Raw genomic sequence first — 26,096 nt, 5'->3', positions numbered from 1 at the left:
TTGTGTAAATAACCTAAATAACGGGGGTTAGGTGCATGTTGTGAAAGACCATAAAGTAAGTGGGGTAATTTAAGCAAGAACACTTGCCAAACTGACAGCTAAGATGAGGTGTACTGCCGGATAAGGAAAAGCTGGGTGGTGCTGAAGACAATGTACCTGAAGAAAACTTAGATAGGAGGACATAAAAGCAGAAAAGGCAGGTTTATCACCAGGAGTGGTCGGAAGGAATTCCGACCACTCTTTCATTGGGGCTGTTTTTTCACTTTCTTGATCTCTCTGCTTCTCTTGTTTTTTGTCTTTACAGGCTAAAAGATAAAGATGATGAGCATATTCAAAGACCACAGGATGAGTGTGAGCCAACTGCTGGAGCCTATCCCCGAGCAATACTTGGCGCAACTCTCCCTTCAAAGCAGCGTAGGTCATGCCAGCGGCAGGAAGGCCGTCCAATACACCGTGGCCTTTGATGGGGTGCTGCCCTGCAGCGCCCAGGCCTTCAGCGAGCGCAGCTACAACAGCGAGGAGGTGGCCCTGTCCCACCTGGTCTGGCAGCATGCCAGGAAGGAGGCTGGCCACAAAAACCTGTATGTGCTGGACCGGGGCCTGCAATCGGCCCAAAGCCTGGCGGCCTTTGAGGCGCAGCAGGTGCGCTTTGTCTGCCGGGTGAAGGAAAACCGCAAGTATGAGCGCAAGGCCAACCTGCTTGAGCCAGGACAGCAGACAGACCTGGGCGAAGGGGTGCTGAGGAGCGATCAGCTCGTCAGGCTTTACTGCGGCAAGCCCATCCACAACAAGAAAGGAAACATCCAGTACCGGGAAAGCCTGCTGGAGCAGGATTTCCGCCTCCTCATCGTGGAAAGCAAGCAGGACCCAAAGCAGCGCTACTGGCTGTTGACCAATGCCCTGCAGATGCCTGCTGAAGAGGTAGCCAAGGCCTACCGGCGCAGGTGGGACATGGAGGTGTTCTTTCGCTTCTTTAAGCAGGAGCTCAACCTGAGCCACTTGGTCTCGCTCAACCAAAACGGCATAGAGGTGATGCTCTACATGACCCTGATTGTGGCCATGCTGCTGCTTATCTACAAACAGGCCAACGCCATTGGCTACAAAACGGCCAAACGCAGGTTTGCTATGGAAGTCAGAAACCTGGCCATTGCCATCATTGTGGCAGAGTGCGGTGGGGACTTAGGCAAACTCTTTAAAACATAAAAAAGTGGTCGGAATTTCTGCCGACCACTCCTGGCCAATTGGCCTGCCTTTTCTGTTTTTACTCTTAAAATGAATTACACGTTAAAGCGGAAGTGCATGATATCGCCATCCTGCACCACGTACTCTTTGCCTTCAACGGCCATTTTACCAGCCTCTTTGATTTTTGCCTCAGAGCCATACTTCTGGTAATCCTCTAGTTTGATTACCTCAGCACGAATAAAGCCTTTCTCAAAGTCAGTATGAATAACACCGGCAGCCTGTGGTGCTCTCCAGCCCTTTTGAATTGTCCAGGCGCGTACTTCTTTCACACCGGCAGTGAAGTAGGTGATCAGGTTCAGCAGATCGTAAGAAGCACGGATCAGCTTGTTCAGGCCAGACTCTTGCAAGCCATACTCTGAAAGGAACATTTCTTTCTCTTCAGGGTCAGTCAACTCAGCAATCTGCGCTTCAATAGAGGCCGAAATCAGCACTACCTGTGCATTTTCGTTTTTCACGTGTTCTTTCAGTACCTCAGAGTACTGGTTACCTGTCAGCATAGAGTCTTCGTCTACGTTGGCGGCATAAATCACCGGCTTCTCTGTTAGCAGCTTCAGATCTTCTACAGCTTCTTTCTCTTCCTCCGTTACTTCAAGAGAGCGCACATTTTGGCCACTCTCCAGGTGTGCCTTGTACTTCTCCAGAGCAGCCATTTCTTTCTTTGCCTTCGCATCGCCAGACTTAGCCGTACGGATTACTTTTTGTATTTTCTTATCGACAGACTCCAGGTCTTTCAGCTGAAGCTCTGTATCGATGATTTCTTTATCAGAAATAGGATCTACCTGACCGGCCACGTGCACAATGTTCGGATCTTCGAAGCAACGCACCACATGAATGATAGCATCTACCTCACGGATGTTGGCCAGGAACTTATTGCCCAGACCCTCGCCTTTGCTGGCGCCTTTTACTAGGCCGGCAATGTCCACAAATTCTATTACTGTTGGCAACACGCGCTCTGGGTGCACCAGTTCTTCCAGTATCTGCAGGCGCTCATCTGGCACCGTAATTACGCCTACGTTAGGCTCAATGGTACAGAAAGGATAATTGGCAGACTCTGCCTTGGCGTTAGAAATAGCGTTGAACAGGGTAGACTTGCCAACGTTTGGCAGACCCACAATACCGCATCGTAGTCCCATTTATACTTTTATGTTTATTTCAGGGCGCAAAGATACAATAAATTACTTAGCTCTGCGCGCTCTATTACTTTAAATAAGGTGTGAGAGGGGCGGGTGCTAATGCAAAAAGCCCACAGCAGGAGGCGGCGGGCTTCGGTAATATTAGTATGTTAAGTGGTTCGGGTTTAGTCCCACTTAAGTTCTTCATCAAAAGAGGCTTCTTTCTCGCTTACAGGATTCTCCAGTGCAGCAAGTGCTTCTTCTGTCAAGAGCTCGGATTTAACGTGGTCAATAGTTCCCTGAAGCGCCTCCATGAACTTCACGAAGTCTTCTTTGTAAAGGAAGATCTTGTGTTTCTCGTATGAGAAGCTGTCGTCTTTGAACTTACGCTTGCTCTCCGTGATAGTCACGTAGAAGTCGTTAGAACGAGTTGACTTCACATCAAAGAAATACGTTCTCTTCCCGGCTCTTACTCTCTGGGAATAAATTTCTGCTTTTTCGTTGTTCTCTTCCACCGTTATTAGACGTTAAATTCAACCTTGAGAACCTAAAAGTAATATATAGATCTGATATATAAAAGTTTTAGAATTTAAAATTCACTTAAATTATTTTAACTCTATATTTGTAGCCGGACCAACTATGAAATACTATGAATCTATGTTCAGTAGTATTGATTTTCCTGCTTTCGTTCTTTTCAGGACCGGCCACTTACACAGCTAGCGGTAAAGCCTCTTTTTACGCCGACCGCTTTCATGGCCACAAAACTGCCAGCGGCGAACCCTACGACAAAAATCAACTGACCGCTGCGCATGCCTCACTGCCTTTTGACACTAAGGTGCAGGTAACTAATTTGAATAATGGCAAGACCGTTGTTGTACGTATCAATGACCGAATGGTTAGCAGCCGCCACCGTGTGATAGACGTTTCCAAAGCAGCAGCAAAAGAGCTGGATATGGTACGTTCTGGCACAGCAACAGTAAAGGTGGAAGCGCTGAGCGAAACTGAAGCACAACAAGACACGCCTTTTGCCGTTTCAGAAGCAGAATCTACAACAAAGCAGTAAACTATGAAAAAGCCCCTTACCCTTGCCGATGTACAGAAATTTGAGAACATGGAGTTTCTGGCAAAGCAATTGGTGGAGGGCTTTATTACTGGTTTACATCAGTCACCCTACCATGGGTTCTCAGTAGAATTCTCAGAGCACCGTCTTTACAACAACGGCGAGAGTACGCGGCACATAGATTGGAAAGTTTTTGCCCGTACCGATAAGCTTTTTGTAAAACGCTACGAAGAGGAGACGAACCTGCGCTGCCATATCCTGCTGGATGTTTCGCCCTCTATGTACTACCCGCTGGAGAACAACGGAAAGCTTGCCTTTTCAGCACTCTGTGCAGCAGCCTTAGCTACACTTCTGCGTAAGCAGCGCGATGCAGTAGGCCTGGTTACCTTCTCAGACAAGATTGAGCAGCAGACTCCAGTGCGCTCTACGGCCTCCCACCTGCATACCTTGCTTTTGCTCCTGCAGAAGCAGTTGGAGCAGCAACCTACTGCCAAAGAAACAAATGTGGCAGAGGTAGTGCACCAAATTGCGCAGCAGATTCCGAAGCGCTCGCTCGTAGTCATATTCAGCGATATGCTTAGCCGCTATGATGCAATGGAAGCTAATTTTGCAGCTCTGCAGCACCTGAAGCACCAGAACCATGAGGTGCTGCTGTTTCATGTGATGGACAGAAGAACAGAGGAGGACTTTGAGTTTGCTGAGAGACCTTATGTTTTTGTGGATGTAGAGACAGGGCAGGAGCTTAAGCTGCAACCATCACAGGTGCGCGATCATTACCGTACTGCTGTAGAGAATTACAAAAGAGAACTGGCATTGAAGTGCGGCCAATACAAAATTGATTTCGTGCCTGTAGATATCAGCGAGCCTTTTGATAAAGTGCTCTACGCCTACTTAGTGAAGCGGGCCAAAGGGAGGTAATGTTCTTTTACTCCTAAATATGAATTAGTTTCCTTCTCTATCATAAGCGTGCACCCCTACGTCGTCTGTTGTCATGTCTTTTGTCTCTGAGCCAAACGTAAACTCGTTGCCACGGTTTGTGTCGTAAATATGGGTATACTTTTTCCAGCCTGCCACGGTAGAATTATCCGCCACCTTATCTTCTCCCAATCCCCCGTAAATCTTGAGGAGTATGCTTTCCTGAACATCTCCAGACAGCACAAATTCGTCGTCTCCACCCAATCCATAAAGTATAATTTCATCTGTCCCACTTCGTCGGAAAGTGCGTCTGTATAGTTCCTTAGCCGGTGTTTTTCCATGTTGTGGGCGTCCTACAATTACCTCCACCTGCTCATCATTAAGGCGTTTTACTTCAAATCTCTCTTCTGCATCAGAGCCAGGAACTGCTACAGTTTTAGCTAGGATTGTATACATTTTTACCGCAGCCTCTTCAAGCAAATCCCTGCGGCTTTTCAGGTTGCTTGTTATTTGATCACCTACTAAAGTGTACACTGGCGCAGGCAACTCCAGCACTGCTTGTTCTATTACCTGATCGGTTAGCAGTTGCTGCATTTGCCTGGCAATCTGCTGCCAGTCTTCCAGGCTTAGCTCGTGTAACAGGCGTTGGTCTATAAAGGCAGCATTAATCATGTAGGCCTTCACATCGCTGAAGTTGTGGTCGAAGGAATGGAGCTTTCTGGCTAGTAGCTTATTGGTCGCAATGAACGGTATAAGGCCATCATTCATTTTAAGAAAAACCTGATCTCTGTCTTTCGGAATTGGATGATAGATAGTGTCTGTGCCCTGTCTTGTAATTGCCCAGTCCCACTGGCCTTTGTGCCTGTCCCAGTCGCCCACCAGTAAATCCAGTAGACGGGCACGGGCAAAAGATTTTTGGTTGAAGTGGTGGTTGTTTTTTTCGAAACGCTCCCGCAACGCATCTTCTGATTCCTCAAAACCTATCACATCATCAGCAAAAAGAGGGGTGAAGTCTGCCGGGGTTTCATACTTCTCTTCGAGCATAAAGACCTTGCCCTGTACCTCCTGGCTGTACTTCCCAAAAGAGGTGTCTGCTGCAGGCACATAGTACAACTTAGGCGTGGTGTGGTATACACCAACGGCTTTGGCTAGTGGTGGCACAATGAGCGCACCATAAGGGTTAGCGGCTGATGTCTGATCGCGCAGGATGTTGGTAACAAAAGTGCCTTGCCAGAACTCGGTTAAAACATGCTTAGGGTCTTTGTCTATGGAGCGAAAGGCATAGAGGCGGCCGGAACTATCCTGCAACTGAAAGCTGGTTGTCTGGTAGCCGCCACCTTTCTTTACAACACGCAATCCGCCATGGATGGAATGTAGCTTGAAAACAGGGAGTTTAACTGGTGTTATCCAGAGGGCACGGTTATGGTTGCCCCAGAAAAAACGATGAAAGCCGCTGCGGTCGTAGTGGCGCCCGGCTATAACCCAGGCGCTATCCGGACCGGCAGCGGCTTTTCCATGAAGTTCTTTTTCTGTGGCCAGGGCGTCGTGCTGAAAGAAATCATCTTGTACACAGCTGCTCAACAGCAAACTGCTTAACAGCACCAACACCACTCGCTTCATGTTGTTTATTTAAAGGTTAAGAGTTATGAATGAGGTAGCCGCTAACTCCTAACAAGTCATTTTTACTGATTCTCGGTGTAGTATGCCATCAAGCCCTTGGTAGAGCTGTCGTGCTCAGATGATTTTCCTTGCAGTAACTCACCTTCTATCGTACCTGCTAATTGCTTACCAAGTTCTACGCCCCACTGGTCGAAACTGAATATATTCCAGATTACACCTTGTACGAAGGTCTTGTGCTCGTACATAGCTACCAGGCTACCAAGCTCAAATGGAGTCAGTTTCTTCATCATGATAGATGTTGTTGGCTTGTTGCCTTCGAACAACTTGTGTGGTAGCAGTTGCTCTAGCTCTTCACTAGCCATACCTTTTTGTTCCAGCTCCTGGCGTACCTCTTCTGCATTCTTGCCTTTCAAAAGCGCCTCTGTCTGGGCAAAGTAATTTGACAGTAGCAGTGGGTGGTGGTTACCAATAGGATTGTGACTTTGTGCCGGGGCGATAAAATCACAAGGAATAAGTATGGTACCCTGGTGGATCAGCTGGAAGAAGGAGTGCTGGCTGTTAGTGCCTGCTGCTCCCCATACCACAGGCTGTGTTTGGTAATCAACTCGGTTCCCGTTGCGGTCGGTACTCTTACCGTTGCTTTCCATAAGCAGCTGTTGCAGGTACTCTGGCAACAGGCGCAGGTACTGGTCATACGGAAGGATAGCATGAGTCTGGCAGCCAAAGAAGTTCGTATACCAGATGCTTAACAGTGCCATCAGCACCGGAATGTTCTCTTGTATCGGAGCCTGGCGGAAGTGCTTGTCCATGGACTCTGCACCACGCAGCAGCTCTTCGAATTTATCGTAGCCTAAGGCACAGGCAACCGATAGGCCAATAGCAGACCATAGGGAGAATCGGCCTCCAACCCAATCCCAGAAACGGAAAGCGTTCTCTTCGGCAATACCAAATTTAGTAACGGCCTCTATGTTTGTAGAAAGGGCCACGAAATGTTTTTTGATGTGCTCGCGGTCAACAGCCTTGTTCAGGAACCAACCACGTGCTGTTTCTGCATTGGTGATTGTTTCTTTGGTGGTAAATGTTTTGGATGCTATGATAAACAGCGTCGTCTCAGGGTCTAGTCTGCGCAGTACTTCGGCAGCATCCGTTCCATCAACGTTTGAGATAAAGTATACTTCTATGCCTGGCTTCTGATACTTCTTCAGTGCCTCCACTATCATCTTTGGCCCAAGATCAGAGCCGCCAATGCCAATGTTTACTACATTCTGAATCCGCTTGCCAGTATAACCGGTCCACTCGCCAGAATGTAACCTGTTGCAGAAGCTTCGCATTTGCTCCTGTACCTGGCGTACCTCCTGCAGGGCATTCTCTCCATCTACCTGCAGTTGCTCATCTGTAAAATTACGCAGGGCAGTGTGCAGCACTGCACGGTTTTCTGTGGCGTTTATCTTTTCACCGCCGAACAAGCTCTCAATTGCGCCTGGTACGTCCATTTCCTCCGCCAGCTGCGTTAGCAGGTGTACTGTTTCCTGTGTAATACGGTTCTTAGACAGGTCATAAAGCGTATCGTTCAGGCGGAACGTTAACTTTTCGAAACGTTGCGGGTCCTGAGCAAACAGGTCACGGAGGTGTTGTGGTTGCACATTTTTATAGTGCTCTTCCAGTTTTCTCCAGGCTTCTGTTTTGATTGGCGGGAAGTTCTTCAGCATAGTATTATGGTCTTGTTGAGGTTTAAACACCCGGCTTCAACTACTACGATTTTATCTATCGGGTTACGGCTGAGTTGGGTATTCTCTTATAAAGTATAAATGCAATATAGACTGCGATGTCAAAATTAAGAAATTCCGGGCGAAATATTGGACAGGGTTAGCAGCGGTTAATATCTGGCTACACAATATCAATTTGTAGCAAGCTGCGTAGGTAAAGTATTGTGTTGCAGCTAGTAAAGGAGATGGGTATAGAGGTAGGAAGTCTGCTTTTACCTGTAGTATTATAAGAGAAGAAGGATAAGAGTTATTTTAAGTTTAACATTATGAGAGACGATCAGAAAGACCAGGCGCAGAACTCAGGGAAGAAGAATAAAATCTTACGGGAGGATGACGGCAAGCGCACCCCACCACATTCCAAGTACATCACGGGAGGAGACACGCATGCTACACGTCCCGAACAGGGACCCCATGTACCACCTAATGAGAGGACGGATGGAATTCCATAGTATACACCGCATAAATTTCCTAGATCACCCAACTCTGAACGCTGCAGAAGCACATGGCAATAGAACAGAAATTCCCCTATCACAGTGTTACAGTTGAGGAAGCACTGGAGAAATTACAAAGTCAGCCGGACGGTTTAACAGACGAAGAGGCCAAGCGAAGGCAGCAGGAGTATGGCCCCAACGAACTTACCGGGAAAGAGGGAATCAACCCGATACTTCTCTTTCTAAACCAGTTTAAGGATTTTCTGATACTGGTGCTGGTAATAGCAGCCGGTGTGGCTTGGTATGCAGGCCATATGGTGGACGTATATGTAATTTTGGGGGTCATTATGTTTAATGCCGTGTTGGGCTTCTTTCAGGAGTACCGTGCCGAAAAAGCTATACAGGCGCTCAAGAGCATGCTGAAGCAGGAGGCGAAAGTACTGCGGAACGGGCAACTGAGAACCTTAGAGGCGCGGGAGTTGGTACCAGGTGATATCATTCAACTGGAAGAGGGTGATAGTATACCTGCTGATGCACGCCTGATACGTGGAAAAAACCTGCAGACCATAGAGGCTTCATTAACAGGAGAATCGCTCCCGATTGAGAAGCACACGGAGCCGCTGGATGAAAAAACCAACCTTGGCGATAAAACCAATATGCTCTGGAAGGGTACCCACGTAGCCAGGGGTTCAGCCACTGCCGTAGTGGCAGCTATAGGCGGTGCTACAGAGCTCGGTAAGATTTCACAATCCCTGGGATCGATAAAAGCTACCACTACTAACTTCAGAAAGAAAACCGAAAGGCTGGCCAAGCAAATGGCTTTTATTGCCATAGGTACATCAACACTCGTTTTCCTTCTTGGCTATTTCTACCGCGACTATGCTTTTGAGGAGGTGCTGCTGGTGACAGTAGCTACGCTGGTTTCTTCTATCCCGGAAGGGCTTCCTGCTGTGATCACTATAGTGTTGGCAATAGGAGCTAACCGGATGGCTAAGCAAAACGCGATTACCCGTGAGTTTACCTCTACAGAAATGCTCGGTTCGGTATCGGTTATACTTACTGATAAAACCGGGACACTTACCAAAAGTGTACTTACTGTAGGCTCCGTTTATCTGGGAGACGGCTCTGAAGTAGAAGTTTCAGGTACAGGTTATGCCGTGGATGGGGAGCTAAGGCATGAGGGGCAAAGTATAACCGCCGCCGATAACCCGGTGCTTCAAAAGCTTCTGCTCATCTCTAAAGAGTGCAATAATGCCCACTTAGGGAAGCCTAAGGCTGGTGAAGGTGGCAAATCGGCAGAGCCAGAAGTCACCGGTGACCCTACAGAGGTCGCACTGCTAGTGCTGGCAAAAAAAGCACTAGCAAAAGAGAAGGGTTTACTGCCGGAGGTAAAGCAAATAGATGACCTGCCTTTTAGCTCAGAGCAGAAGTTTAGAGCAACATTGGTAGAGGTAGAGGGGCAGCGGGAGCTGTTAGTGGTAGGCGCACCAGAAAAGATACTGAAGCTCAGCAACCGCATACTTACAAAACAGGGACTGCAGGAGCTAACCGAGGAGCTGCGGCTACGCATACAGAACAAAAACGATGAATGGGCCGATAAGGCCATGCGTGTGCTTGGTTTAGCTTACGTTGAGGCTGATGCCTCAAATAGTGTTGCAAAAGCAGATGAGGTGAAGAACTTAGTCTGGGTAGGCATCACAGGCATTGTGGACCCCCCACGAACAGGCGTTCAGGAAGCTGTGAGTGACTGTAAATCAGCTGGGATACGGGTGATAATGGTTACCGGCGACCATAAGAAAACGGGGGCAGCAATTGCACGCGAAGTGGGTATTTTAGATGCTGACGCAGGTGAGGGTAAGTATCCGTTGGCGCTTCAGGAAGATGAGCTGGAGGTAGATGATAGGCAGTTTGAGGAGCTGGTAGACCATGTGTCGGTGTTCACGCGCGTAAGCCCCAATACAAAGCTGCGCATAGCAGAGCATCTGCAAAGCAAAGGCCACCTGATTGCCATGACAGGTGATGGTGTGAACGATGCGCCTGCTCTTAAACGTGCCGACGTAGGCATAGCTATGGGAATCAGAGGCACTGATGTTGCCAAAGATGCCTCCCAAATCGTGCTGTCTGATGATAACTTTGCTACCATAGTACGAGCAGTAAGGGAGGGGCGCATTGTGTTTCAGAACGTGCGCCAAACCAGTTTTTTCCTGCTTACTACAAACTTTGCTTTTGTCTCTGTTTTTATCATCACCATTATACTAGGCTGGCCTTTCCCGCTTACAGCTACGCAGATACTTTGGGTAAACTTAGTAACTGATGGTGTGATGGAGCTTGGGCTGGCAACAGAACGTGGCCACGGTGATATAATGAAGCACAAGCCTATTCCCCGCGATGTTAATATCCTGGATAGGAGTGTGGTGCCTTACATTCTGTTGATGAGCGTGGTAATGTTAGGATTGGCACTAGCCTCTTTCGCCTACTATTTGCCACAAGGCGAAGAAACGGCCCGAACCGCTGTTTTCATTGTTATCTCCATGACCCAGGTTTTCAACACATTTAACATGCGTTCGCTGGAGTACTCTGTATTCGGGATAGGCATTTTCAGTAACAAATATGTTAATATGGCCTTTATTGCTTCTGTTCTGTTGCAGTTGATTGTTGTCTATACGCCTTTCCTGAGTGGCGTTTTTCGCTTCGAAAAGCTGCCTATCGTAGACCTGCTAATCATTTTTGTCCTGTCTACCTTGGTGATTTGGGTTGCAGAGATTTATAAATGGGTTAGCAGGAAAAAGCTGGACAACGTATAGCTTTAAGAAGAGCAAGTACATTTTGTATAACATTCAGAAGCACATCAGATAAGGTCCGGCCACCGTTTATTTAGAAACATGTTTGAGTTTACACACAGATTTGTGGGTGCCAAACATCTGTAATTTAATGCCCGTAGATGCTGAAACTATGAGGGCATGTACCTATATTTGATGAGCCGGATGCAGGGCTGCAGCTCCCATGCAGTATAAAAAAGCGGGCCTATCGTTAAAGCTGCCTTTGAAAACTGCCTGAGTCGCTGATTGTAGGATGGAGCCTGGCTGTAGATTATTGTAAGAAACCTATCAAGAAAAGCTTATACTTTATGAGTAATCTGAGTAATCTAATACAAGAGAAAAAAATAAAAGCCCTTATCCTGGATATGGATGGTGTGATTACAAACACTGCAGGGTTGCATGCCGAAGCATGGAAAAAACTGTGTGATTCTTTCCTGAAACAGCGTGGAGAACAGGACGGGAAAAGCTATAAGCCTTTTCACCTGAAAGAGGATTACCAGAAGTACGTGCACGATGTGCCTCGCTTAGATGCCATGCGTAATTTTATGGAGTCGCGCGGGATTACACTGCCAGAAGGTACTGCAACTGAAGATGCAGGTAGCAATACTCTTGTAGGCTTAGGGGAGCGCAAAGACTTATACTTCCATGAGCTGTTAAAGCAGAATGGTGTGGTTGTGTTTGATGATGCCATTGACTGGATAAAAGAGCAGCAGGAAGCAGGTATGAAAACAGCCATCGTCTCTGCCAGCAGAAACTGTCTGACCATACTTCGCCGTGCAGGTTTAGATAAGCTTTTTGAAGTACGAGTAGACAAAGTAGTAGCAAATGAGCTAAAGCTGAAGAGCAAGCCGGCTCCAGATATTTACCTGGAGGCTGCCCGTAGACTTGGCGTAGAACCACAGGAAACTGCTGTTTTTGAAGATACTGCTGCCGGCATAGAAGGTGCTAAAGCTGGTGGTTTTGGACTGATTGTAGGTGTAGACCGAAGCATCTCTAAGGAGAAACTCAATGCAGAGGATGTTGATGTAGTAATAAATGGGTTTAGCTCTGAGCTCAAAGCCAAGGCTGCATCCTTATAAGTGCTAATATTTTATACGACTTAAAACAGAGAGCCTCTTTTGCAAAAGAGGCTCTCTGTTTTATAGCCATTCTGCTTATCTTAATCTGCGTCCTGCAACAGCTCCTTAAAGCATAAAGTAAAAACCTAATGCAGTTTTGAGGAGTATGTTTTCCTGAGTGCCTCCAACACGTCATACTGGCTTATGCAGCACACTATGCCTCAGAACCACCTATTCGATTTGATCAAAACGAAGCGACTAAGAGCGCTTATATTTGATTTGGATGGTGTGATTACACAGACGGCTCGGGTGCATGCCAAAGCCTGGAAAACTATGTTCGACGCCTATTTAGAGGAGCGAGCGCGACGAGATGGTAAACCTCATGCACCACTTAATATCTCAACTGACTACAGACAGTATATTGATGGCATGCCTCGCTATGATGGCGTACGAAATTTTCTTGCATCCAGAGAAATCACGCTGCCAGAGGGAGCACCTGCAGATGAGCCAGGAATCGAAACAGTTGCAGGCTTAGGAAACCTAAAAAATGTTTATTTTCAGGAGTTGCTTCAGCAGGATGGGGTAGAGGTATATTTTGATACGGTAGCATTTATCAGAGAAATGCGCGCAGAGGGGATGCGAACGGCTGTAATTTCGGCAAGCAAGAACTGCAAGGCTATACTTGCTGCTGCTGGGCTGGAGGAACTGTTTGAAGTACGGGTTGATGGTGTTGTAGCGGCAGAGTTGGGCATCAAGGGAAAGCCATCACCAGACATTTTTTTGGAGGCTGCTAAAAGGCTGCAAGTTTCTCCTCAGGAGACAGCCATTTTTGAAGATGCATTGGCAGGAGTAGAGGCAGGCAAGGCAGGAGGCTTGGGCTTGGTTGTGGGCATCGACCGTACAAACCAAGCAACAGAATTACAAAGACATGGCGCCGATATGGTGCTGCAAAAATTTCCAACTTTAAACACTACAATGAAAAACATAGCTGCAAACACTGTTCAGAAGCATGACGGCAACACCCTTCCCTCAGCTCTAAATAAAGTGCAGGAACTACTGCAGGGTAAAAAGCCTGCTGTTTTCCTGGATTACGACGGCTGTTTGAGTCCTATTGTGAAAGATCCGGATAAAGCTGTTCTGTCAGATCAAATGCGCACTACATTGCAGCGCGTGGCAGAACTCTGCCCTGTAGCAGTAGTAAGCGGGCGCGACAGAGCTAATGTGGAGCAATTGGTTAAGCTGGATAATCTATACTATGCCGGCTCTCACGGTTTTGATATCTCTGGTCCTAATAACATGCATACAGAACCAGGGGGAGCTGCAGCTGCCATACCTGCGCTGGATAAAGCACAGGTAGAGCTCAATGAGCGTCTTCGCGGTATTGAAGGAGCGCTGGTAGAGCGCAAGCGTTACGCTATTGCCGTGCATTACAGAAACGTGCCAGAGGAGCAGGTTAATCAGGTTATTGAGGTAGCACAGGATGTAATAGCTAAACATGATGAACTTAAGCCTGGACCTGGCAAAAAGATCATGGAGCTTAAGCCGAACCTGGATTGGCACAAAGGAAAAGCAGTGCATTGGTTGATGGAGGAACTGGATCTGAATAAACCTGATATAATTCCGCTGTACATTGGCGACGACCTTACAGATGAAGATGCTTTCGCGGCATTGCAAGGTCAGGGTATCGGTATCCTGGTGGGGGAGCACGATGAGGAGACAGCCGCTACATATAGGCTGGAAAGCGTGGATGAGGTGCAGGTATTTTTAGAAGCACTTATTCAAGAGCTAAAATAATATAATGCAGGAATGGAAGATAGCTTACGACAAATGGCAGCCCGAGTATCAGCAACTTAGAGAGGCGCTTTGCACACTTGGGAATGGCTATTTGGCCGCCAGAGGTGCGTTTGAAGAAAATTCTGCAGAGCCCGGAGCGCATTACCCCGGCACCTATTTGGCCGGTGGCTACAACCGCCTTACCTCCGAAATAACAGGGGAAAAAATCGAAAATGAAGATCTGGTAAACTGGCCGAACTGGTTACCTCTAACTTTCCGCTGTGCAGATGGAGAATGGTTCGACCTTCGGAAGGTAGAGGTGCTGGAATTCCAACAGGAACTGGATATGCATCAAGGGTTGCTGTTCCGCCGCGTCCACTTTCGCGATAGGCAAGGCAGAGAAACTTCGCTAAGGAGCCGTCGCTTGGTAAGTATGGCTAACAAAAATGTGGCGGCGCTGGAGTGGGAGTTAACCCCCTTAAACTGGTCAGGTGAGATAGAGCTTGTAGCGGCACTGGACGGAAGGGTTACGAACAGTGGCGTGGAGCGATACAGTGCTCTGAAGAACAGACACCTGCAGGCTGTAGGGCAGGGAAGGGACACCGAAGACACGTTTTTCCTGGAGGTACAGACGGTACAGTCTAAGCTCAGAATGGCACAGGCGGCCCGTATCAACATCTACCAAGAAGAAACACTACTTGCTGTGGAGCGTGATGTTGAGTTAGAGGAAGGCTTGGTAGCGCAGCACCTCAAAGTATTATGCCAACAAAATCAGCCTATTCGAATTGAAAAGATCGTGCAGGTTTATACTTCCCGCGATCAAGCTATATCTGAGCCACTTCACGAAGCCTGCAAGAACATTAAGCGGCAAGGTAACTTTGAGCATTTGTTGCTGCAGCATAGCCAGGCCTGGCACCGAATCTGGCGGCGCTGTGACTTAACCATCACTAACGATGTAAAAACCCAGTCCATACTCCGGCTGCACATTTTCCACTTACTGCAGACGGTTTCGGCTCATACTGTTGGCCTGGATGTGGGGGTGCCGGCCCGGGGCCTGCATGGGGAGGCCTACCGTGGGCATATCTTTTGGGACGAGCTTTTTATATTTCCTTTCCTTAACCTGCGTCTACCTGAACTAACAAGAGAACTGTTGCTTTACCGGTATCGCCGTTTGCGCGAGGCGCGCTATGCTGCCACACAGGCGGGTTACCGTGGTGCTATGTTTCCCTGGCAAAGTGGGAGCAATGGTCGGGAAGAAAGCCAGGTAATTCACCTTAACCCGGAATCTGGGCGCTGGCTCCCTGATAATACTTTTCTGCAGCGCCACATCAACGCTGCCATTGCTTATAATGTGTGGCAATATTTTCAGGCTACCGAGGACATGGGTTTTATGACCTACATGGGCGGTGAGATGATCTTTGATATAGCTCAGTTCTGGTCTTCTATTGCGACCTATAACTCTGAGCTTGAGCGCTACGAAATACGGAATGTGGTAGGGCCTGATGAATACCATACCGAATACCCAGGCAAAGAGAACACAGGCCTAAACAACAATGCCTATACTAATGTAATGGCTGTATGGGTGATTCAGGTCGCGCTTAAATTATTCGATATTCTGGATGACTCCCGGATAGAAGAGTTGTGTCAGAAATTAAGCATCAGTGAGCAAGATGTGCAGCGGTGGATGGATATAGCTGGCAAAATGCATGTACCGTTCATACAGGATAGCCATATCATCTCTCAGTTTGAGGGGTACGAGCAGTTGGAGGAGTTTCCATGGCCAGAGTATAAGACAAAGTATGGAGAGGCGATGCGTCTGGACCGAATTCTGGAGAGTGAGGGAGATAACGTGAACAAGTATAAAGCCAGTAAACAGGCAGATGTGCTGATGCTCTTTTACCTGTTTTCTTCAGGGGAATTGGTGGGTATAATGCAGCAGTTACAGTATGAATTTAGGGCGGAAGACATACAGGACAACATCAACTACTATGAGCAACGTACCTCACATGGCTCAACACTCAGTAAAATCGTACACTCTTGGGTGCTGTCCCGGTCTGACCGTAAGCGCGCCTGGCGAAACTTTGAGATGGCCCTGGTGAGCGACGTGGAGGATATACAAGGTGGTACCACAGCCGAGGGAATACACTTAGGAGCTATGGCAGGCACAGTTGACCTGGTGCAGCGTGGTTTTACAGGCTTAGAAATAAGAGAAAATGTACTGTGGCTAAATCCGGTGCTGCCGGAAGAGCTGGGCAGCCTTAAATTTCAGATTCGATACCGCAATCACTGGATTTCTATACAGCTTACGCAGGAAACTATGCTGATATCTTTCGATAAAGGCTGGTCTAAAGAGGTGCAGATAGGTGTGCTCGGCGAAGTCTATACCTTCAAAACCGGCGACAGGCGTGAGTTTAACATCGGCCGATAAACTTAAACTTAGCACCAATATTCTATGAGTGATATCATTACAATAACCTTAAACCCGGCTCTTGACAAGAGCACGCATGTAGCCCAAGTGCTACCCGAAAAAAAGCTACGATGCGAGACACCAACTTTCGAGCCAGGAGGAGGCGGCATAAACGTATCGCGGGCGCTTAAAAAGCTAGGCAGTGACTCCTGTGCTTGGATGCTAGTGGGTGGTCCCTCTGGCGACAGAATATGCTCTCTGTTAGAAGAGGAAGGGGTAGACTTCAGAGCCATCAAAACAAAAAACTGGACGCGTGAGAACCTGATGGTGATGGAGGACAATTCAAGCAATCAGTTTCGCTTTGGCATGCCTGGTTCAGAGGTATATGAGTGGGAATGGAAGCAGTGCCTTGATGATCTAGAAAACCTGGAGGACGCGAAAGTACCCAAGTACGTTGTTGCTAGCGGTAGCCTCCCGCCAGGCGTGCCAGACGACTTTTATGCACAGCTGGCAGCGGTGGCACACCGCAAGGGGGGCAGGTTGATTGTTGATACTTCTGGAGCCGCACTTACTAAAGCTGCAGGGGAAGGTGTTTACCTGCTCAAGCCAAACCTGGGTGAGTTGGCAGCCTTGGTAGGCAAGGAGAAGATTTCTGCCATGGAGCAGGAAGAGATAGCCATGCAGGTGCTGGATGAAGGAAAGTGTAAAGTATTAGTCGTGTCTTTGGGGCCACGTGGAGCCATGCTTGCTTCAAAAGAAGGTATAAGTTATGTGGTGCCGCCTACTATGCCGCAGCGTAGCGCTGTAGGTGCTGGTGATAGTATGGTGGCTGGTATGGTACTATGCTTACTGCAAGGCGGAAGCCTGGATGATATGGTGCGCTATGGTGTTGCCGCCGGTACAGCAGCTACCATGACGCCTGGTTCAGAGCTATGTCGTAAGGAAGACACGGATAAAATATACCAATGGCTGCAGGAGCAAAAGGAGAAAGTATAAAAAAGGCGAGGACAAACCCTCGCCTTTTTTTATAGCTATTCTTACTAGTTGCGATCGTTCGCGTTCAGGTCAGTAAAGGCCTCTTTCAAACGGGTGATAAAGCTCTTTTCGCCTTCACGCAACCACACGCGTGGGTCGTAATATTTCTTATTAGGAGAATCATCGCCATCTGGGTTACCGATCTGGCTTTGCAGATAGCCTTTTTTGCCCTCGTAGTAATTACGAATGCCATCCCAGAACGCCCACTGCATATCAGTGTCAATGTTCATCTTGATAGCGCCATACTCGATTGCCTCAGTGATCTGCTGCTTCTCAGAGCCTGAACCACCGTGGAATACGAAGTGGACTGGGTTAGGACCTGTACCAAATTTCTCTTGAATGTAGTCCTGCGAGTTCTTCAGGATGTCTGGGCGAAGCTCCACGTTACCTGGCTTGTATACACCGTGTACGTTACCAAAAGCGGCCGCAATTGTAAATCTGTGGCTCACTTTGTTCAGCTCCTCGTAGGCATAAGCTACTTCGTCTGGCTGCGTGTACAGGCGAGAGCTATCAACTCCGGTATTATCTACACCGTCTTCTTCTCCACCAGTAACACCAAGCTCAATCTCAACGGTCATGCCCATCTTGTCCATACGCTTCAGGTAGCTGGCGCAGGTCTCAATGTTTTCCTTGATCTCTTCTTCAGAAAGGTCCAGCATGTGAGAGCTGAAAAGCGGCTTACCATGCTGCTCATAGTATTTCTCACCTGCATCCAACAGACCGTCAATCCAAGGAAGTAATTTTTTGGCTGCGTGGTCAGTGTGCAGCACTACTGGCACACCGTAGGCCTCTGCCATCAGGTGCACGTGCTGCGCTCCTGAAATAGCTCCAGCTATGGCAGCTTTCTGATTATCGTTAGACAGTCCTTTGCCAGCAAAGAACTGAGCTCCGCCGTGTGAGAACTGAATGATTACCGGTGAGTTAACTGCTTTTGCAGTTTCCAGCACTGCGTTTATTGAGTTAGTGCCAATTACGTTTACGGCTGGTAGCGCAAAGTTATTTTCGTTTGCATACTTGAACAGCTCTGTTACCTCATCGCCGAAAAGTACACCCGGTCTGAATCTTGTTTTTGTTTCGCTCACAGAATTATCTTTAATTAATGGATAGTTTATTTTAGTAGCCGATTGCCACCTCAATTTTCGACTTGAATTTAATTGCCTTTTGCTGCAAAAGCAAACACAGTTTAAACGGGCTGTTTACTTAATCAAATACCAGCACCTTATCCTTGTGCTTGCTGCGCATATGGTTGCGTATTATCTGCTGCACATCTTTGTTGTCGTTATACCTTTTAATGGCTCCTTTGAAGTCTTCTAACGTATTTGCAGAAAAAGTGTCGTCAACAAATCCAAAGCCGAGATAGGTGCCGTGCTCTACCACCACCACAGAACGTTCTCCTGGCTCACGCCCTTTGCCTATGATCACAAAGCTGTTATGTTCAAAGGTGAAAGAGTCAATGGCTTGATCTACACGCTGGTTATACTCTTCCGGACTTTCTTTTCCGATACAGGCACCATTACATTGGTGTACCTGGTAGTCGAAACAAGCACCATTGGTTTTGTAAAGGTCGCACAGCTTTTGGCACAGGTTATACTTGCCCACTTTATGGAACAGGAAACCTTTCGCCTTAAAGTGGTTTGACAAAGCAATGATAGGCGTCATGCTCACATTATCTGCCTTGTTTATGGTTCCGTACGTTAAGCGCTTATAGCCGTTACTATCTTCGTACGCGAAAATGCCGGTATTAAACACGCTGCGGCGCTGCTGCCTGTTATAGTGTGGCTTTAGGCGCTTTATCTCTGCCGACTCAAATAAGAGCGATACCAGCTCATTGCCCATCAGCTCATAGGTGATGTCTGCTATACTGTTCTTAAAATCTAGCGATTTACGGCTTTTGTAGTCTATGTTGAAGTGCTGGATAATGCGCTTCTTGATGTTGATGCTTTTGCCGACATAGATTACCTCGCCCTGCTCATTGTAAAAGTAGTACACACCAGGCATCATAGGCAGCGCATCTACCTGCTCCTTGCTTATAGCAGGTGGCAGCAGTGAAGTTTTTATTTCCTGCTTTAGTACCTGCGTCGTATGCTCGGCAGCCATATTCATATTATCGTCTACAACCGGGCGGTTTATCTTAATGAGCCTGTCGAAAAGTATAGCTGTTGCCTCAGCATCGCCAATGGCGCGGTGGCGCTGGCTAAGCGGGATGTCTATACTTTGGCAGAGCTTGCCCAGGCTATAAGAAGGTAAACCAGGCATCAAAGACCTGCTGAGGCGAACGGTGCAAAGTGTCTTGCGTTGAAAAGTAAAGCCAAGGTCGGCAAACTCCTTCTTCATGAAAGAATAGTCGAAGCGAACATTATGCGCTACGAATACCTTTCCTTCTGTAAACTTTACAATGTCCTTAGCAACCTCGTAGAATTTTGGTGCATCCTGCACCATGTCATCTTTAATGCCGGTAAGTTGCGTGATAAAGAAGGGGATAGGTCGCTCTGGATTGATGAGCGTGTGGTACTTGTCTACTATTTTCTCCCCGTCGTGTATAAAAATGGCAATCTCGGTGATCTTGTCCTGGTGTGGCTGACCTCCGGTTGTCTCAATGTCTATTATCGCGTACAAGTTGCTCTGGTTTAGATCGTGTTCTTCCGAGCCCAAATCATGTGCTACAGGCTCCTTATCTAAACCAAAATTATTAGTATTCCGTTTCAAATGGCTTTGCTTGCTTTTAAGCTGCAAATATAATTAGCATTATCATTCGTTTGGGTTTCTTTTGCCGCGGCCAATGCCGTTCACAAGCTCCGCCAGCCAACTCCGTACTTTTCCTTTCTTTTTGGGCTTCGTTTCATCAAGATCCGCCAGCAGAAAGCCGAAAGGCTGCAGCGGCTCATACACATCAAAAATAACTTTCATGATGGCTATGATCGGGATAGAAAGTACCATGCCAGCAGCTCCCCATACTTCGCCGCCAATAAGTAAAGCAACAATGGCAGCAAAAGGATTTATACTAACCTTGGAGCCCACTACAAACGGAGTGATAAAGTTACCCTCCAGAAACTGCACAAACATAAACACCAATACTACCAGCACGGCATCAATCAAATGGCCGGTAGTAGCAAGCGTAAAAACAGCTGGCAGGGATGCCCCAATCAAGATGCCTATGTAGGGAATAATAGTAAGGATAGAGGCAAAAACACCAAAGAAAACAGCATACTTTACGCCAAGTAGAAGTAAACCTGCAGAGTTAAGAAGCGCCACTACCACAATCACAATCATCAAGCCTGATATGTAACTCTGCACTACATGCTGAATGTTGGTCATGGTTTGAATTACGCCACTGCGACGGTCTTTGGCAACAAACTTAAACAAGAACTGCTCGAGGTGGTCGCGGTAGTATAAAAGGCAGAAGACAAAGATCGGCACCAGCGTTAGAATAGTTAAAGCGCCAGTAGTGATAGAGATTGTGCTGCCCACAAAGGTGGTGGTAAGATTCTGAATCCCGCCTATAGCATTCTGGATCAACTCATTTTTATTGGGTGGTGCTATCCCGAAACGTGTGGACATAAAATCCTGCCCACGGGTGATCAGCTTCTCAATGTTTCTACCGATAGCATCCAGCTCAGAAGTAAGGCTTACCAGTTGCATAGACAGGAACCAGGCTACCATGCCTAAAATAACTATCACCAGCGTTATGCTGCAGAGTATGGCTAATGGTCTTGGGAAACGAAGCTTTTTTTCTAAATCGCGGGTGAGGGGCAGCAGCAGCAGGGCAAAAAGAAGCCCAAAAGCTAATGGCATCAGTACCGGCTTAAACGTCTGTAGGGTATAGATAAGCAGGGCCAGACCCAGTAGTAGGACGGTGTATTTAAAATATGAGGGTAGTTTTATTTCCATGTATAAGGGTGCACGTGTCTTTTCAATGTAATGGGTTAGTGGGTGGCGTCGCTTTTTTACCTCAAACTTAAACAATTGAAAAGGCTCTTTCTATATAAAAATAGATATATAATTTTACTAAAAAAGTTAGTTTTATTTTCTCATTAAATAAGCACTATTTACTGAACTTCACCATTAGAATATTGGTTTAGATATAGCAGGACGCAACTGTAGTAGCAAGTTTGGCTAACGCAGTTAGTATTTTTAATTCACTTTTCTTAATTTAGCCTTTGGTAGGAACTTATCACTAGCTTCTTGTCTTTTATATTTTCCTATCTTTCGGATCGATATTCCTAATCAACTACACTTACGCTTACATAATGGCAGAGTTAGAGCATAATTATACTGAAGACAGCATCCGCTCCCTTGAACCACGCGAGCACATCAGGCTTCGCCCTGGTATGTACATTGGTAAACTGGGTGATGGCTCTTCGGCAGATGACGGTATTTACATTCTGGTGAAGGAGGTGATCGACAACTCTATCGACGAACACGTGATGGGCTTCGGTAAAACCATTGAGGTGAAGATCTCCGACCACAAAGTACAGGTGCGCGATTATGGTCGTGGCATTCCGCTGGGCAAGGTAATAGACTGCGTTAGCAAGATTAATACCGGCGGTAAGTACGATAGCAAGGCGTTCCAGAAATCTGTTGGTCTGAATGGTGTGGGTACTAAGGCGGTAAATGCCTTGTCTAGTCACTTCCGTATTCAATCTGTTCGCGATGGCAAAGTGAAGGCTGCTGAGTTTGAGAAGGGGGTGCTGGTAGAGGATTTTGAGGTACAGGAGAGCAATCAGCGCAACGGTACCCTGACAACCTTTGTGCCGGATGATACCATCTTTAAGAACTACAAGTTTAATCCGGACTACCTGGAAAACCAGATCTGGAACTACGTGTACCTGAATGCCGGCCTTACTATCAATTTTAACGGCAAAAAGTTTTACTCTGAAAATGGCTTGCTGGACCTGCTCCGTAACAAAGCCGATGAGGAGAGTATGCGCTACCCAATCATCCACCTGAAAGGGGAGGATATTGAACTGGCGCTTACACACGGCAATGACTATGGCGAGGAGTATTACTCATTCGTGAACGGCCAGTACACAACCATGGGTGGTACACACCTGGCTGCTTTCCGTGAGGCGGTGGTGAAAACCGTGCGCGATTTCTATAAGAAAGACTATGATGCTGCGGATGTACGTGGCTCTATTATAGGTGCTATCTCCATACGTGTACAGGAGCCGGTGTTTGAGTCACAGACAAAGACAAAGTTGGGCTCTATTGAGATGGGACCGGACGGGCCTGCCGTTCGTGCCTACATCAACGATTTTGTGAAGGAGCACCTGGACAACTACCTGCACAAGAACCCGGAAACGGCTGAGGCTTTGCGCAAGCGTATCGAGCAGAGTGAGCGTGAGCGCAAGGATATGGCGGGCGTTAAGAAGCTGGCAAACCAGCGCGCCAAGAAGGCGAACCTGCACAACCGCAAGCTGCGCGACTGCCGTCTGCATTTTAACGAAGACAAACATGAGAAATCACTCCTGTCGACACTGTTCATCACAGAGGGGGACTCTGCAAGTGGATCTATCACAAAGTCCAGGAACGTGGATATTGAGGCGGTTTTCAGTTTGCGTGGTAAGCCGCTAAACTGCTTCGGTATGAAGAAGAAGGTGGTGTACGAAAACGAAGAGCTGAACCTGCTACAGCACGCCCTGAACATTGAAGAGGGACTAGAGGGGCTTCGCTATAACCGCGTGGTAATCGCGACAGATGCCGACGTGGATGGTATGCACATTCGCCTGCTGCTGCTTACGTTCTTCCTGCAGTTCTTCCCTGATCTGGTACGAAACGGACACGTGTTTATCCTGGAGACGCCGCTGTTCCGTGTGCGCAATAAAAAGGAGACGATTTACTGCTACAACGAGACGGAGAAGCAAGAGGCTATCAACAAGCTTGGCAAAAAGCCGGAGATCACCCGCTTTAAAGGTTTAGGAGAGATTTCTCCGGATGAGTTTGGCAAGTTTATTGGCGAGAACATCAAGCTGAAGCCTGTTATCCTGCATAAGGATACCACTATTCAAAAAATGTTGAGCTACTACATGGGCAAGAACACACCTGACCGTCAGCAGTTCATCATTGATAACCTGAAGATTGAAAAAGACATAGTTGAAGAAGTATATGCATAACGACGAGCTGAACAAGGAAGAATTGAACGAGAACGAAGAGCTGGAGGTAGCGTTTACGGACGGGGAGGAGGAGATCATCCACAACGTAACACCTGTTTCTGGTCTCTATGAAAACTGGTTCCTTGACTATGCTTCTTATGTAATTCTGGAGCGTGCGGTGCCAGCTATCGAAGACGGTCTTAAGCCGGTGCAGCGCCGTATCCTGCACGCCATGCGCGAGATGGATGATGGCCGCTTCAACAAAGTAGCTAACGTTATAGGCCAGACGATGCAGTATCACCCGCATGGTGATGCTTCTATCGGAGACGCCATGGTAAACCTGGGCCAGAAAGACCTTCTGATCGAGACCCAGGGTAACTGGGGTGATGCACGTACGGGCGACAGCGCGGCAGCGCCTCGTTATATTGAAGCAAGACTGTCTAAGTTTGCGCTGGATGTGGTGTTTAACCCGCAAACAACGCTGTGGCAGCTAAGCTACGACGGCCGTAAGAATGAGCCGGTAACCTTGCCGGTAAAATTCCCGCTGTTGCTGGCGCAGGGGGTGGAAGGCATTGCCGTAGGTTTGTCTACGAAGATAATGCCCCATAACTTCCGTGAGCTGATAAAGGGCTCTATTGACGTACTAAAAGGCCGTAGCACAACCTTGCTGCCAGACTTCCTGACAGGGGGCCAGGTTGACGTGACTAACTATAACGGTGGCCAGCGCGGCGGTAAAATACGTGTGCGTGCCACGATCGAGAAGGTAGATAAGACCTTACTCGTCATCCGGGATGTGCCTTATGGGGTAACGACAACCGGTTTGATGGAGTCGATTGTGAAGGCCAGCGAGAACAATAAGATCAAGATAAAGAAGGTGGTAGATAATACTGCCGCCAACGTGGAGATACAGGTGCACCTGCCAGCCGGTGTTTCACCAGACCTGACGATGGATGCTCTTTATGCGTTCACTGATTGTGAGGTATCTATCTCTCCGAATGCCTGCGTGATCATAAACGAAAAGCCGCATTTTATGGGTGTGGATGAGTTGTTGCGCATTTCTACCTTCAAAACAGTTGACTTGCTGAAGCGTGAGCTGGAAATCCGTAAAGGAGAATTGGAGGACAAGTGGCACTACTCGTCACTGGAGAAGATCTTTATCGAGAACCGTATTTACCGCGACATTGAGGAATGCGAGACGTGGGAGGCGGTGCTGAATGCTATTGATACGGGTCTTGACCCGTTCAAGCCTTTGCTGCGCCGCGAGGTGACTGAGGAGGATATAATCCGCCTTACGGAGATCAAGATCAAACGTATCTCTAAATTTGACTCCTTCAAAGCTGATGAACTCATCAAGAAGCTGGAGGAGGAGATGGCAGAGGTGGATGATAACCTGGCAAACCTAATACGCTACTCTATTTCATACTTCGAGGGCTTGCTGAAGAAGTATGGCCAAGGCAAAGAGCGCCGCACGCAGGTGAAGACCTTTGATGTGATCAATGCACAGAATGTGGCTATTGCTAACCAGAAGCTATATATGAACGCCAAAGACGGCTTTATTGGTACCAGCCTGCGCAAAGATGATTTTGTGTGCGACTGCTCCGATATGGACGATATCATCGTGTTCCGTAAGGATGGTAAGTTTATGGTGACCAAGGTGGCAGAGAAGACCTTTGTTGGAAAAGATATCATTTATGCCGGCGTTTATAATAAGAACGACGAGCACATGGTATACAACATGATCTACCTGGATGGCAAGTCCGGCGTGTCTTATGCCAAGCGTTTCTCTGTAAAATCTATAACACGCGATAAGGAGTACGACCTGACCAAGGGAAATAAGGGCTCAAAGGTTCACTACCTGACTGCTAACCCTAATTCCGAATCAGAGGTAGTAACTATTACCCTTACACCTAATGCTTCAGCTAGAAACAAGGTGTTCGACTATGACTTCGCTGAGTTGATGATAAAAGGCAAAGGCTCAAACGGTAATATTGTTACAAAGTATGCAATCAAGAAAGTAGTTCAGAAGAGCCTTGGTGAGTCTACGTTGGGAGGACGCGAAGTATACTATGATGAGGTAATCGGCCGTCTGAATACCGAAGGACGTGGCCGCTACTTAGGCTCCTTCAATACTGACGATACTATACTTGCTATTTACGACGACGGTACCTATGAGCAGACGCCGTTTGACCTGGCAAACCACTACACAGTTGAAAAACTAAAAGTGTTGCAGAAGTTCGATCCGGAACTAGTTGTGTCAGCAATTTATTATGAAGGAGAAAATAAACTCTACTATGTAAAACGTTTCAAAATAGAAACGAGCACCATAGGCAAGCGTTTCGCCTTCATACCTGAAACAAAGAACTCCAAACTGGAGGCTGTTTCTACGCATCCTGAGCCGTTGGCAAACATCAAATTCAAGCGGTCCCTCCGTGGTGAACGTGAATCTGAGAAGCTGTTGCTGAATGAGTTTATAGATGTAAAGGGTTGGAAAGCGCTGGGCAATAAGCTCAACTATTTCAAGATATTTGAGGTGGAAATACCAAGAATGCTTGAAGTGGAGCAGCCGGATGAGGACAAGCCAAAAACGAAGAAAGCATCGAGAAAGGAGCCAGTGACTCTGCCTTCACAACTGAAGGAACTTGCAGAAGAAGCGGCGAGAGCCAGTGGCGCTCAACCTCTGGATGCTGAAACCGTAGAAATGGGCATAGACAGCAGTGAGACGAAGAAAACCCTGAAGGAGAAAAAGCAACTCGATATATTTTAACTTTC

Annotated in this window: 18 protein-coding genes; 11 read left to right on the top strand and 7 right to left on the bottom strand. The window is 47.4% G+C overall.

The annotated features are described in order from the left end of the window. Nucleotides 1–318: 318 nt before the first annotated feature. On the top strand, nucleotides 319–1,203 hold the full coding sequence (locus PKOR_RS19315; protein WP_235336806.1) for a transposase: 885 nt from the start codon (nucleotides 319–321) through the stop codon (nucleotides 1,201–1,203). A gap of 74 nt (nucleotides 1,204–1,277) precedes the next feature. On the opposite strand, the gene ychF is transcribed toward PKOR_RS19315, so the two are convergent. After that, nucleotides 1,278–2,375: a redox-regulated ATPase YchF gene (gene ychF, locus PKOR_RS19310; protein ID WP_046312856.1), complete on the bottom strand. Its 1,098-nt coding sequence runs from the start codon at nucleotides 2,373–2,375 to the stop codon at nucleotides 1,278–1,280. 164 nt (nucleotides 2,376–2,539) lie between these two features. Continuing rightward, nucleotides 2,540–2,869: a DUF3276 family protein gene (locus PKOR_RS19305; RefSeq protein WP_046312855.1), complete on the bottom strand. Its 330-nt coding sequence runs from the start codon at nucleotides 2,867–2,869 to the stop codon at nucleotides 2,540–2,542. A 134-nt stretch (nucleotides 2,870–3,003) separates the two neighbouring features. On the opposite strand from PKOR_RS19305, the gene PKOR_RS19300 reads away from it, so the two are divergent. Together PKOR_RS19300 and PKOR_RS19295 are read left to right on the top strand one after the other, a co-directional pair. Beyond that, nucleotides 3,004–3,417, top strand: a complete 414-nt coding sequence (locus tag PKOR_RS19300; protein WP_052738964.1) for a septal ring lytic transglycosylase RlpA family protein — start codon at nucleotides 3,004–3,006, stop codon at nucleotides 3,415–3,417. A gap of 3 nt (nucleotides 3,418–3,420) precedes the next feature. Continuing rightward, nucleotides 3,421–4,332, top strand: coding sequence for a DUF58 domain-containing protein (locus PKOR_RS19295; RefSeq protein ID WP_046312852.1), 912 nt, complete (start codon nucleotides 3,421–3,423; stop codon nucleotides 4,330–4,332). Nucleotides 4,333–4,356: 24 nt separating this feature from the next. Here PKOR_RS19295 and PKOR_RS19290 read toward each other — a convergent pair whose 3' ends face one another. After that, the gene (locus tag PKOR_RS19290; protein ID WP_052738963.1) at nucleotides 4,357–5,949 is read right to left on the bottom strand and encodes a hypothetical protein; all 1,593 of its coding nucleotides are present in this window, start codon (nucleotides 5,947–5,949) and stop codon (nucleotides 4,357–4,359) included. 62 nt (nucleotides 5,950–6,011) lie between these two features. Beyond that, the gene (gene pgi, locus PKOR_RS19285) at nucleotides 6,012–7,658 is read right to left on the bottom strand and encodes a glucose-6-phosphate isomerase (protein ID WP_046312850.1); all 1,647 of its coding nucleotides are present in this window, start codon (nucleotides 7,656–7,658) and stop codon (nucleotides 6,012–6,014) included. 323 nt (nucleotides 7,659–7,981) lie between these two features. Here pgi and PKOR_RS19280 point away from each other — a divergent pair, with 323 nt between their 5' ends. The 6 genes from PKOR_RS19280 to PKOR_RS19255 all read left to right on the top strand — a co-directional run bounded on the left by PKOR_RS19280 (nucleotide 7,982) and on the right by PKOR_RS19255 (nucleotide 17,199). Beyond that, entirely contained in the window at nucleotides 7,982–8,164 is a 183-nt protein-coding gene (locus PKOR_RS19280; protein ID WP_046312849.1) for a hypothetical protein, read from the top strand. Nucleotides 8,165–8,217: 53 nt separating this feature from the next. Continuing rightward, on the top strand, nucleotides 8,218–10,950 hold the full coding sequence (locus PKOR_RS19275) for a cation-translocating P-type ATPase (protein WP_052738962.1): 2,733 nt from the start codon (nucleotides 8,218–8,220) through the stop codon (nucleotides 10,948–10,950). Between the two features lie 323 nt (nucleotides 10,951–11,273). Beyond that, complete coding sequence (locus tag PKOR_RS19270; protein ID WP_046312848.1) at nucleotides 11,274–12,044, top strand: HAD family hydrolase; 771 nt, start codon at nucleotides 11,274–11,276, stop codon at nucleotides 12,042–12,044. Nucleotides 12,045–12,239: 195 nt separating this feature from the next. Further along, nucleotides 12,240–13,817 carry a trehalose-phosphatase gene (gene otsB, locus PKOR_RS25690; RefSeq protein ID WP_052738961.1) on the top strand — a complete coding sequence of 526 codons (1,578 nt, stop codon included), beginning with the start codon at nucleotides 12,240–12,242 and terminating at the stop codon, nucleotides 13,815–13,817. Between the two features lie 4 nt (nucleotides 13,818–13,821). Continuing rightward, the gene (locus tag PKOR_RS25340) at nucleotides 13,822–16,224 is read left to right on the top strand and encodes a glycoside hydrolase family 65 protein (protein ID WP_046312844.1); all 2,403 of its coding nucleotides are present in this window, start codon (nucleotides 13,822–13,824) and stop codon (nucleotides 16,222–16,224) included. 24 nt (nucleotides 16,225–16,248) lie between these two features. Continuing rightward, nucleotides 16,249–17,199 carry a 1-phosphofructokinase family hexose kinase gene (locus PKOR_RS19255; RefSeq protein ID WP_046312842.1) on the top strand — a complete coding sequence of 317 codons (951 nt, stop codon included), beginning with the start codon at nucleotides 16,249–16,251 and terminating at the stop codon, nucleotides 17,197–17,199. Nucleotides 17,200–17,243: 44 nt separating this feature from the next. On the opposite strand, the gene fbaA is transcribed toward PKOR_RS19255, so the two are convergent. The 3 genes from fbaA to PKOR_RS19240 all read right to left on the bottom strand — a co-directional run bounded on the left by fbaA (nucleotide 17,244) and on the right by PKOR_RS19240 (nucleotide 21,126). Next, a complete protein-coding gene (gene fbaA / locus PKOR_RS19250; protein WP_046312841.1) occupies nucleotides 17,244–18,320 on the bottom strand; it encodes a class II fructose-bisphosphate aldolase in 1,077 nt (358 codons plus the stop codon). Nucleotides 18,321–18,438: 118 nt separating this feature from the next. Beyond that, a complete protein-coding gene (locus PKOR_RS19245; protein ID WP_235336793.1) occupies nucleotides 18,439–19,944 on the bottom strand; it encodes an exonuclease domain-containing protein in 1,506 nt (501 codons plus the stop codon). A gap of 42 nt (nucleotides 19,945–19,986) precedes the next feature. Continuing rightward, the gene (locus tag PKOR_RS19240) at nucleotides 19,987–21,126 is read right to left on the bottom strand and encodes an AI-2E family transporter (RefSeq protein ID WP_046312839.1); all 1,140 of its coding nucleotides are present in this window, start codon (nucleotides 21,124–21,126) and stop codon (nucleotides 19,987–19,989) included. 359 nt (nucleotides 21,127–21,485) lie between these two features. Here PKOR_RS19240 and PKOR_RS19235 point away from each other — a divergent pair, with 359 nt between their 5' ends. Together PKOR_RS19235 and PKOR_RS19230 are read left to right on the top strand one after the other, a co-directional pair. Beyond that, the gene (locus PKOR_RS19235; protein WP_046312837.1) at nucleotides 21,486–23,348 is read left to right on the top strand and encodes a DNA topoisomerase IV subunit B; all 1,863 of its coding nucleotides are present in this window, start codon (nucleotides 21,486–21,488) and stop codon (nucleotides 23,346–23,348) included. Continuing rightward, entirely contained in the window at nucleotides 23,341–26,091 is a 2,751-nt protein-coding gene (locus PKOR_RS19230; RefSeq protein ID WP_046312835.1) for a DNA gyrase/topoisomerase IV subunit A, read from the top strand. Before PKOR_RS19235 ends, PKOR_RS19230 begins: the two co-directional genes overlap by 8 nt. Nucleotides 26,092–26,096: the final 5 nt, after the last annotated feature.

The organism is Pontibacter korlensis (assembly GCF_000973725.1).
GTDB classification, from domain to species: Bacteria; Bacteroidota; Bacteroidia; order Cytophagales; family Hymenobacteraceae; genus Pontibacter; species Pontibacter korlensis.
The sequence above is the reverse complement of the archived record's forward strand: the minus strand, read 5'-3'. Positions and strand labels throughout refer to the sequence as shown.

What these genes read in the sequence shown, in the direction of transcription:
- PKOR_RS19240 (WP_046312839.1), bottom strand. Translation starts at nt 21,126, where the DNA reads ATGGAAATAAAACTACCCTCATATTTTAAATACACCGTCCTACTACTG.
- ychF (WP_046312856.1), bottom strand. Translation starts at nt 2,375, where the DNA reads ATGGGACTACGATGCGGTATTGTGGGTCTGCCAAACGTTGGCAAGTCT.
- PKOR_RS19255 (WP_046312842.1), top strand. Translation starts at nt 16,249, where the DNA reads ATGAGTGATATCATTACAATAACCTTAAACCCGGCTCTTGACAAGAGC.
- PKOR_RS19270 (WP_046312848.1), top strand. Translation starts at nt 11,274, where the DNA reads ATGAGTAATCTGAGTAATCTAATACAAGAGAAAAAAATAAAAGCCCTT.
- PKOR_RS19230 (WP_046312835.1), top strand. Translation starts at nt 23,341, where the DNA reads ATGCATAACGACGAGCTGAACAAGGAAGAATTGAACGAGAACGAAGAG.
- PKOR_RS19235 (WP_046312837.1), top strand. Translation starts at nt 21,486, where the DNA reads ATGGCAGAGTTAGAGCATAATTATACTGAAGACAGCATCCGCTCCCTT.
- otsB (WP_052738961.1), top strand. Translation starts at nt 12,240, where the DNA reads ATGCCTCAGAACCACCTATTCGATTTGATCAAAACGAAGCGACTAAGA.
- PKOR_RS19300 (WP_052738964.1), top strand. Translation starts at nt 3,004, where the DNA reads ATGAATCTATGTTCAGTAGTATTGATTTTCCTGCTTTCGTTCTTTTCA.
- PKOR_RS19295 (WP_046312852.1), top strand. Translation starts at nt 3,421, where the DNA reads ATGAAAAAGCCCCTTACCCTTGCCGATGTACAGAAATTTGAGAACATG.
- PKOR_RS19315 (WP_235336806.1), top strand. Translation starts at nt 319, where the DNA reads ATGATGAGCATATTCAAAGACCACAGGATGAGTGTGAGCCAACTGCTG.
- PKOR_RS19280 (WP_046312849.1), top strand. Translation starts at nt 7,982, where the DNA reads ATGAGAGACGATCAGAAAGACCAGGCGCAGAACTCAGGGAAGAAGAAT.
- PKOR_RS19275 (WP_052738962.1), top strand. Translation starts at nt 8,218, where the DNA reads ATGGCAATAGAACAGAAATTCCCCTATCACAGTGTTACAGTTGAGGAA.
- PKOR_RS25340 (WP_046312844.1), top strand. Translation starts at nt 13,822, where the DNA reads ATGCAGGAATGGAAGATAGCTTACGACAAATGGCAGCCCGAGTATCAG.
- PKOR_RS19290 (WP_052738963.1), bottom strand. Translation starts at nt 5,949, where the DNA reads ATGAAGCGAGTGGTGTTGGTGCTGTTAAGCAGTTTGCTGTTGAGCAGC.
- pgi (WP_046312850.1), bottom strand. Translation starts at nt 7,658, where the DNA reads ATGCTGAAGAACTTCCCGCCAATCAAAACAGAAGCCTGGAGAAAACTG.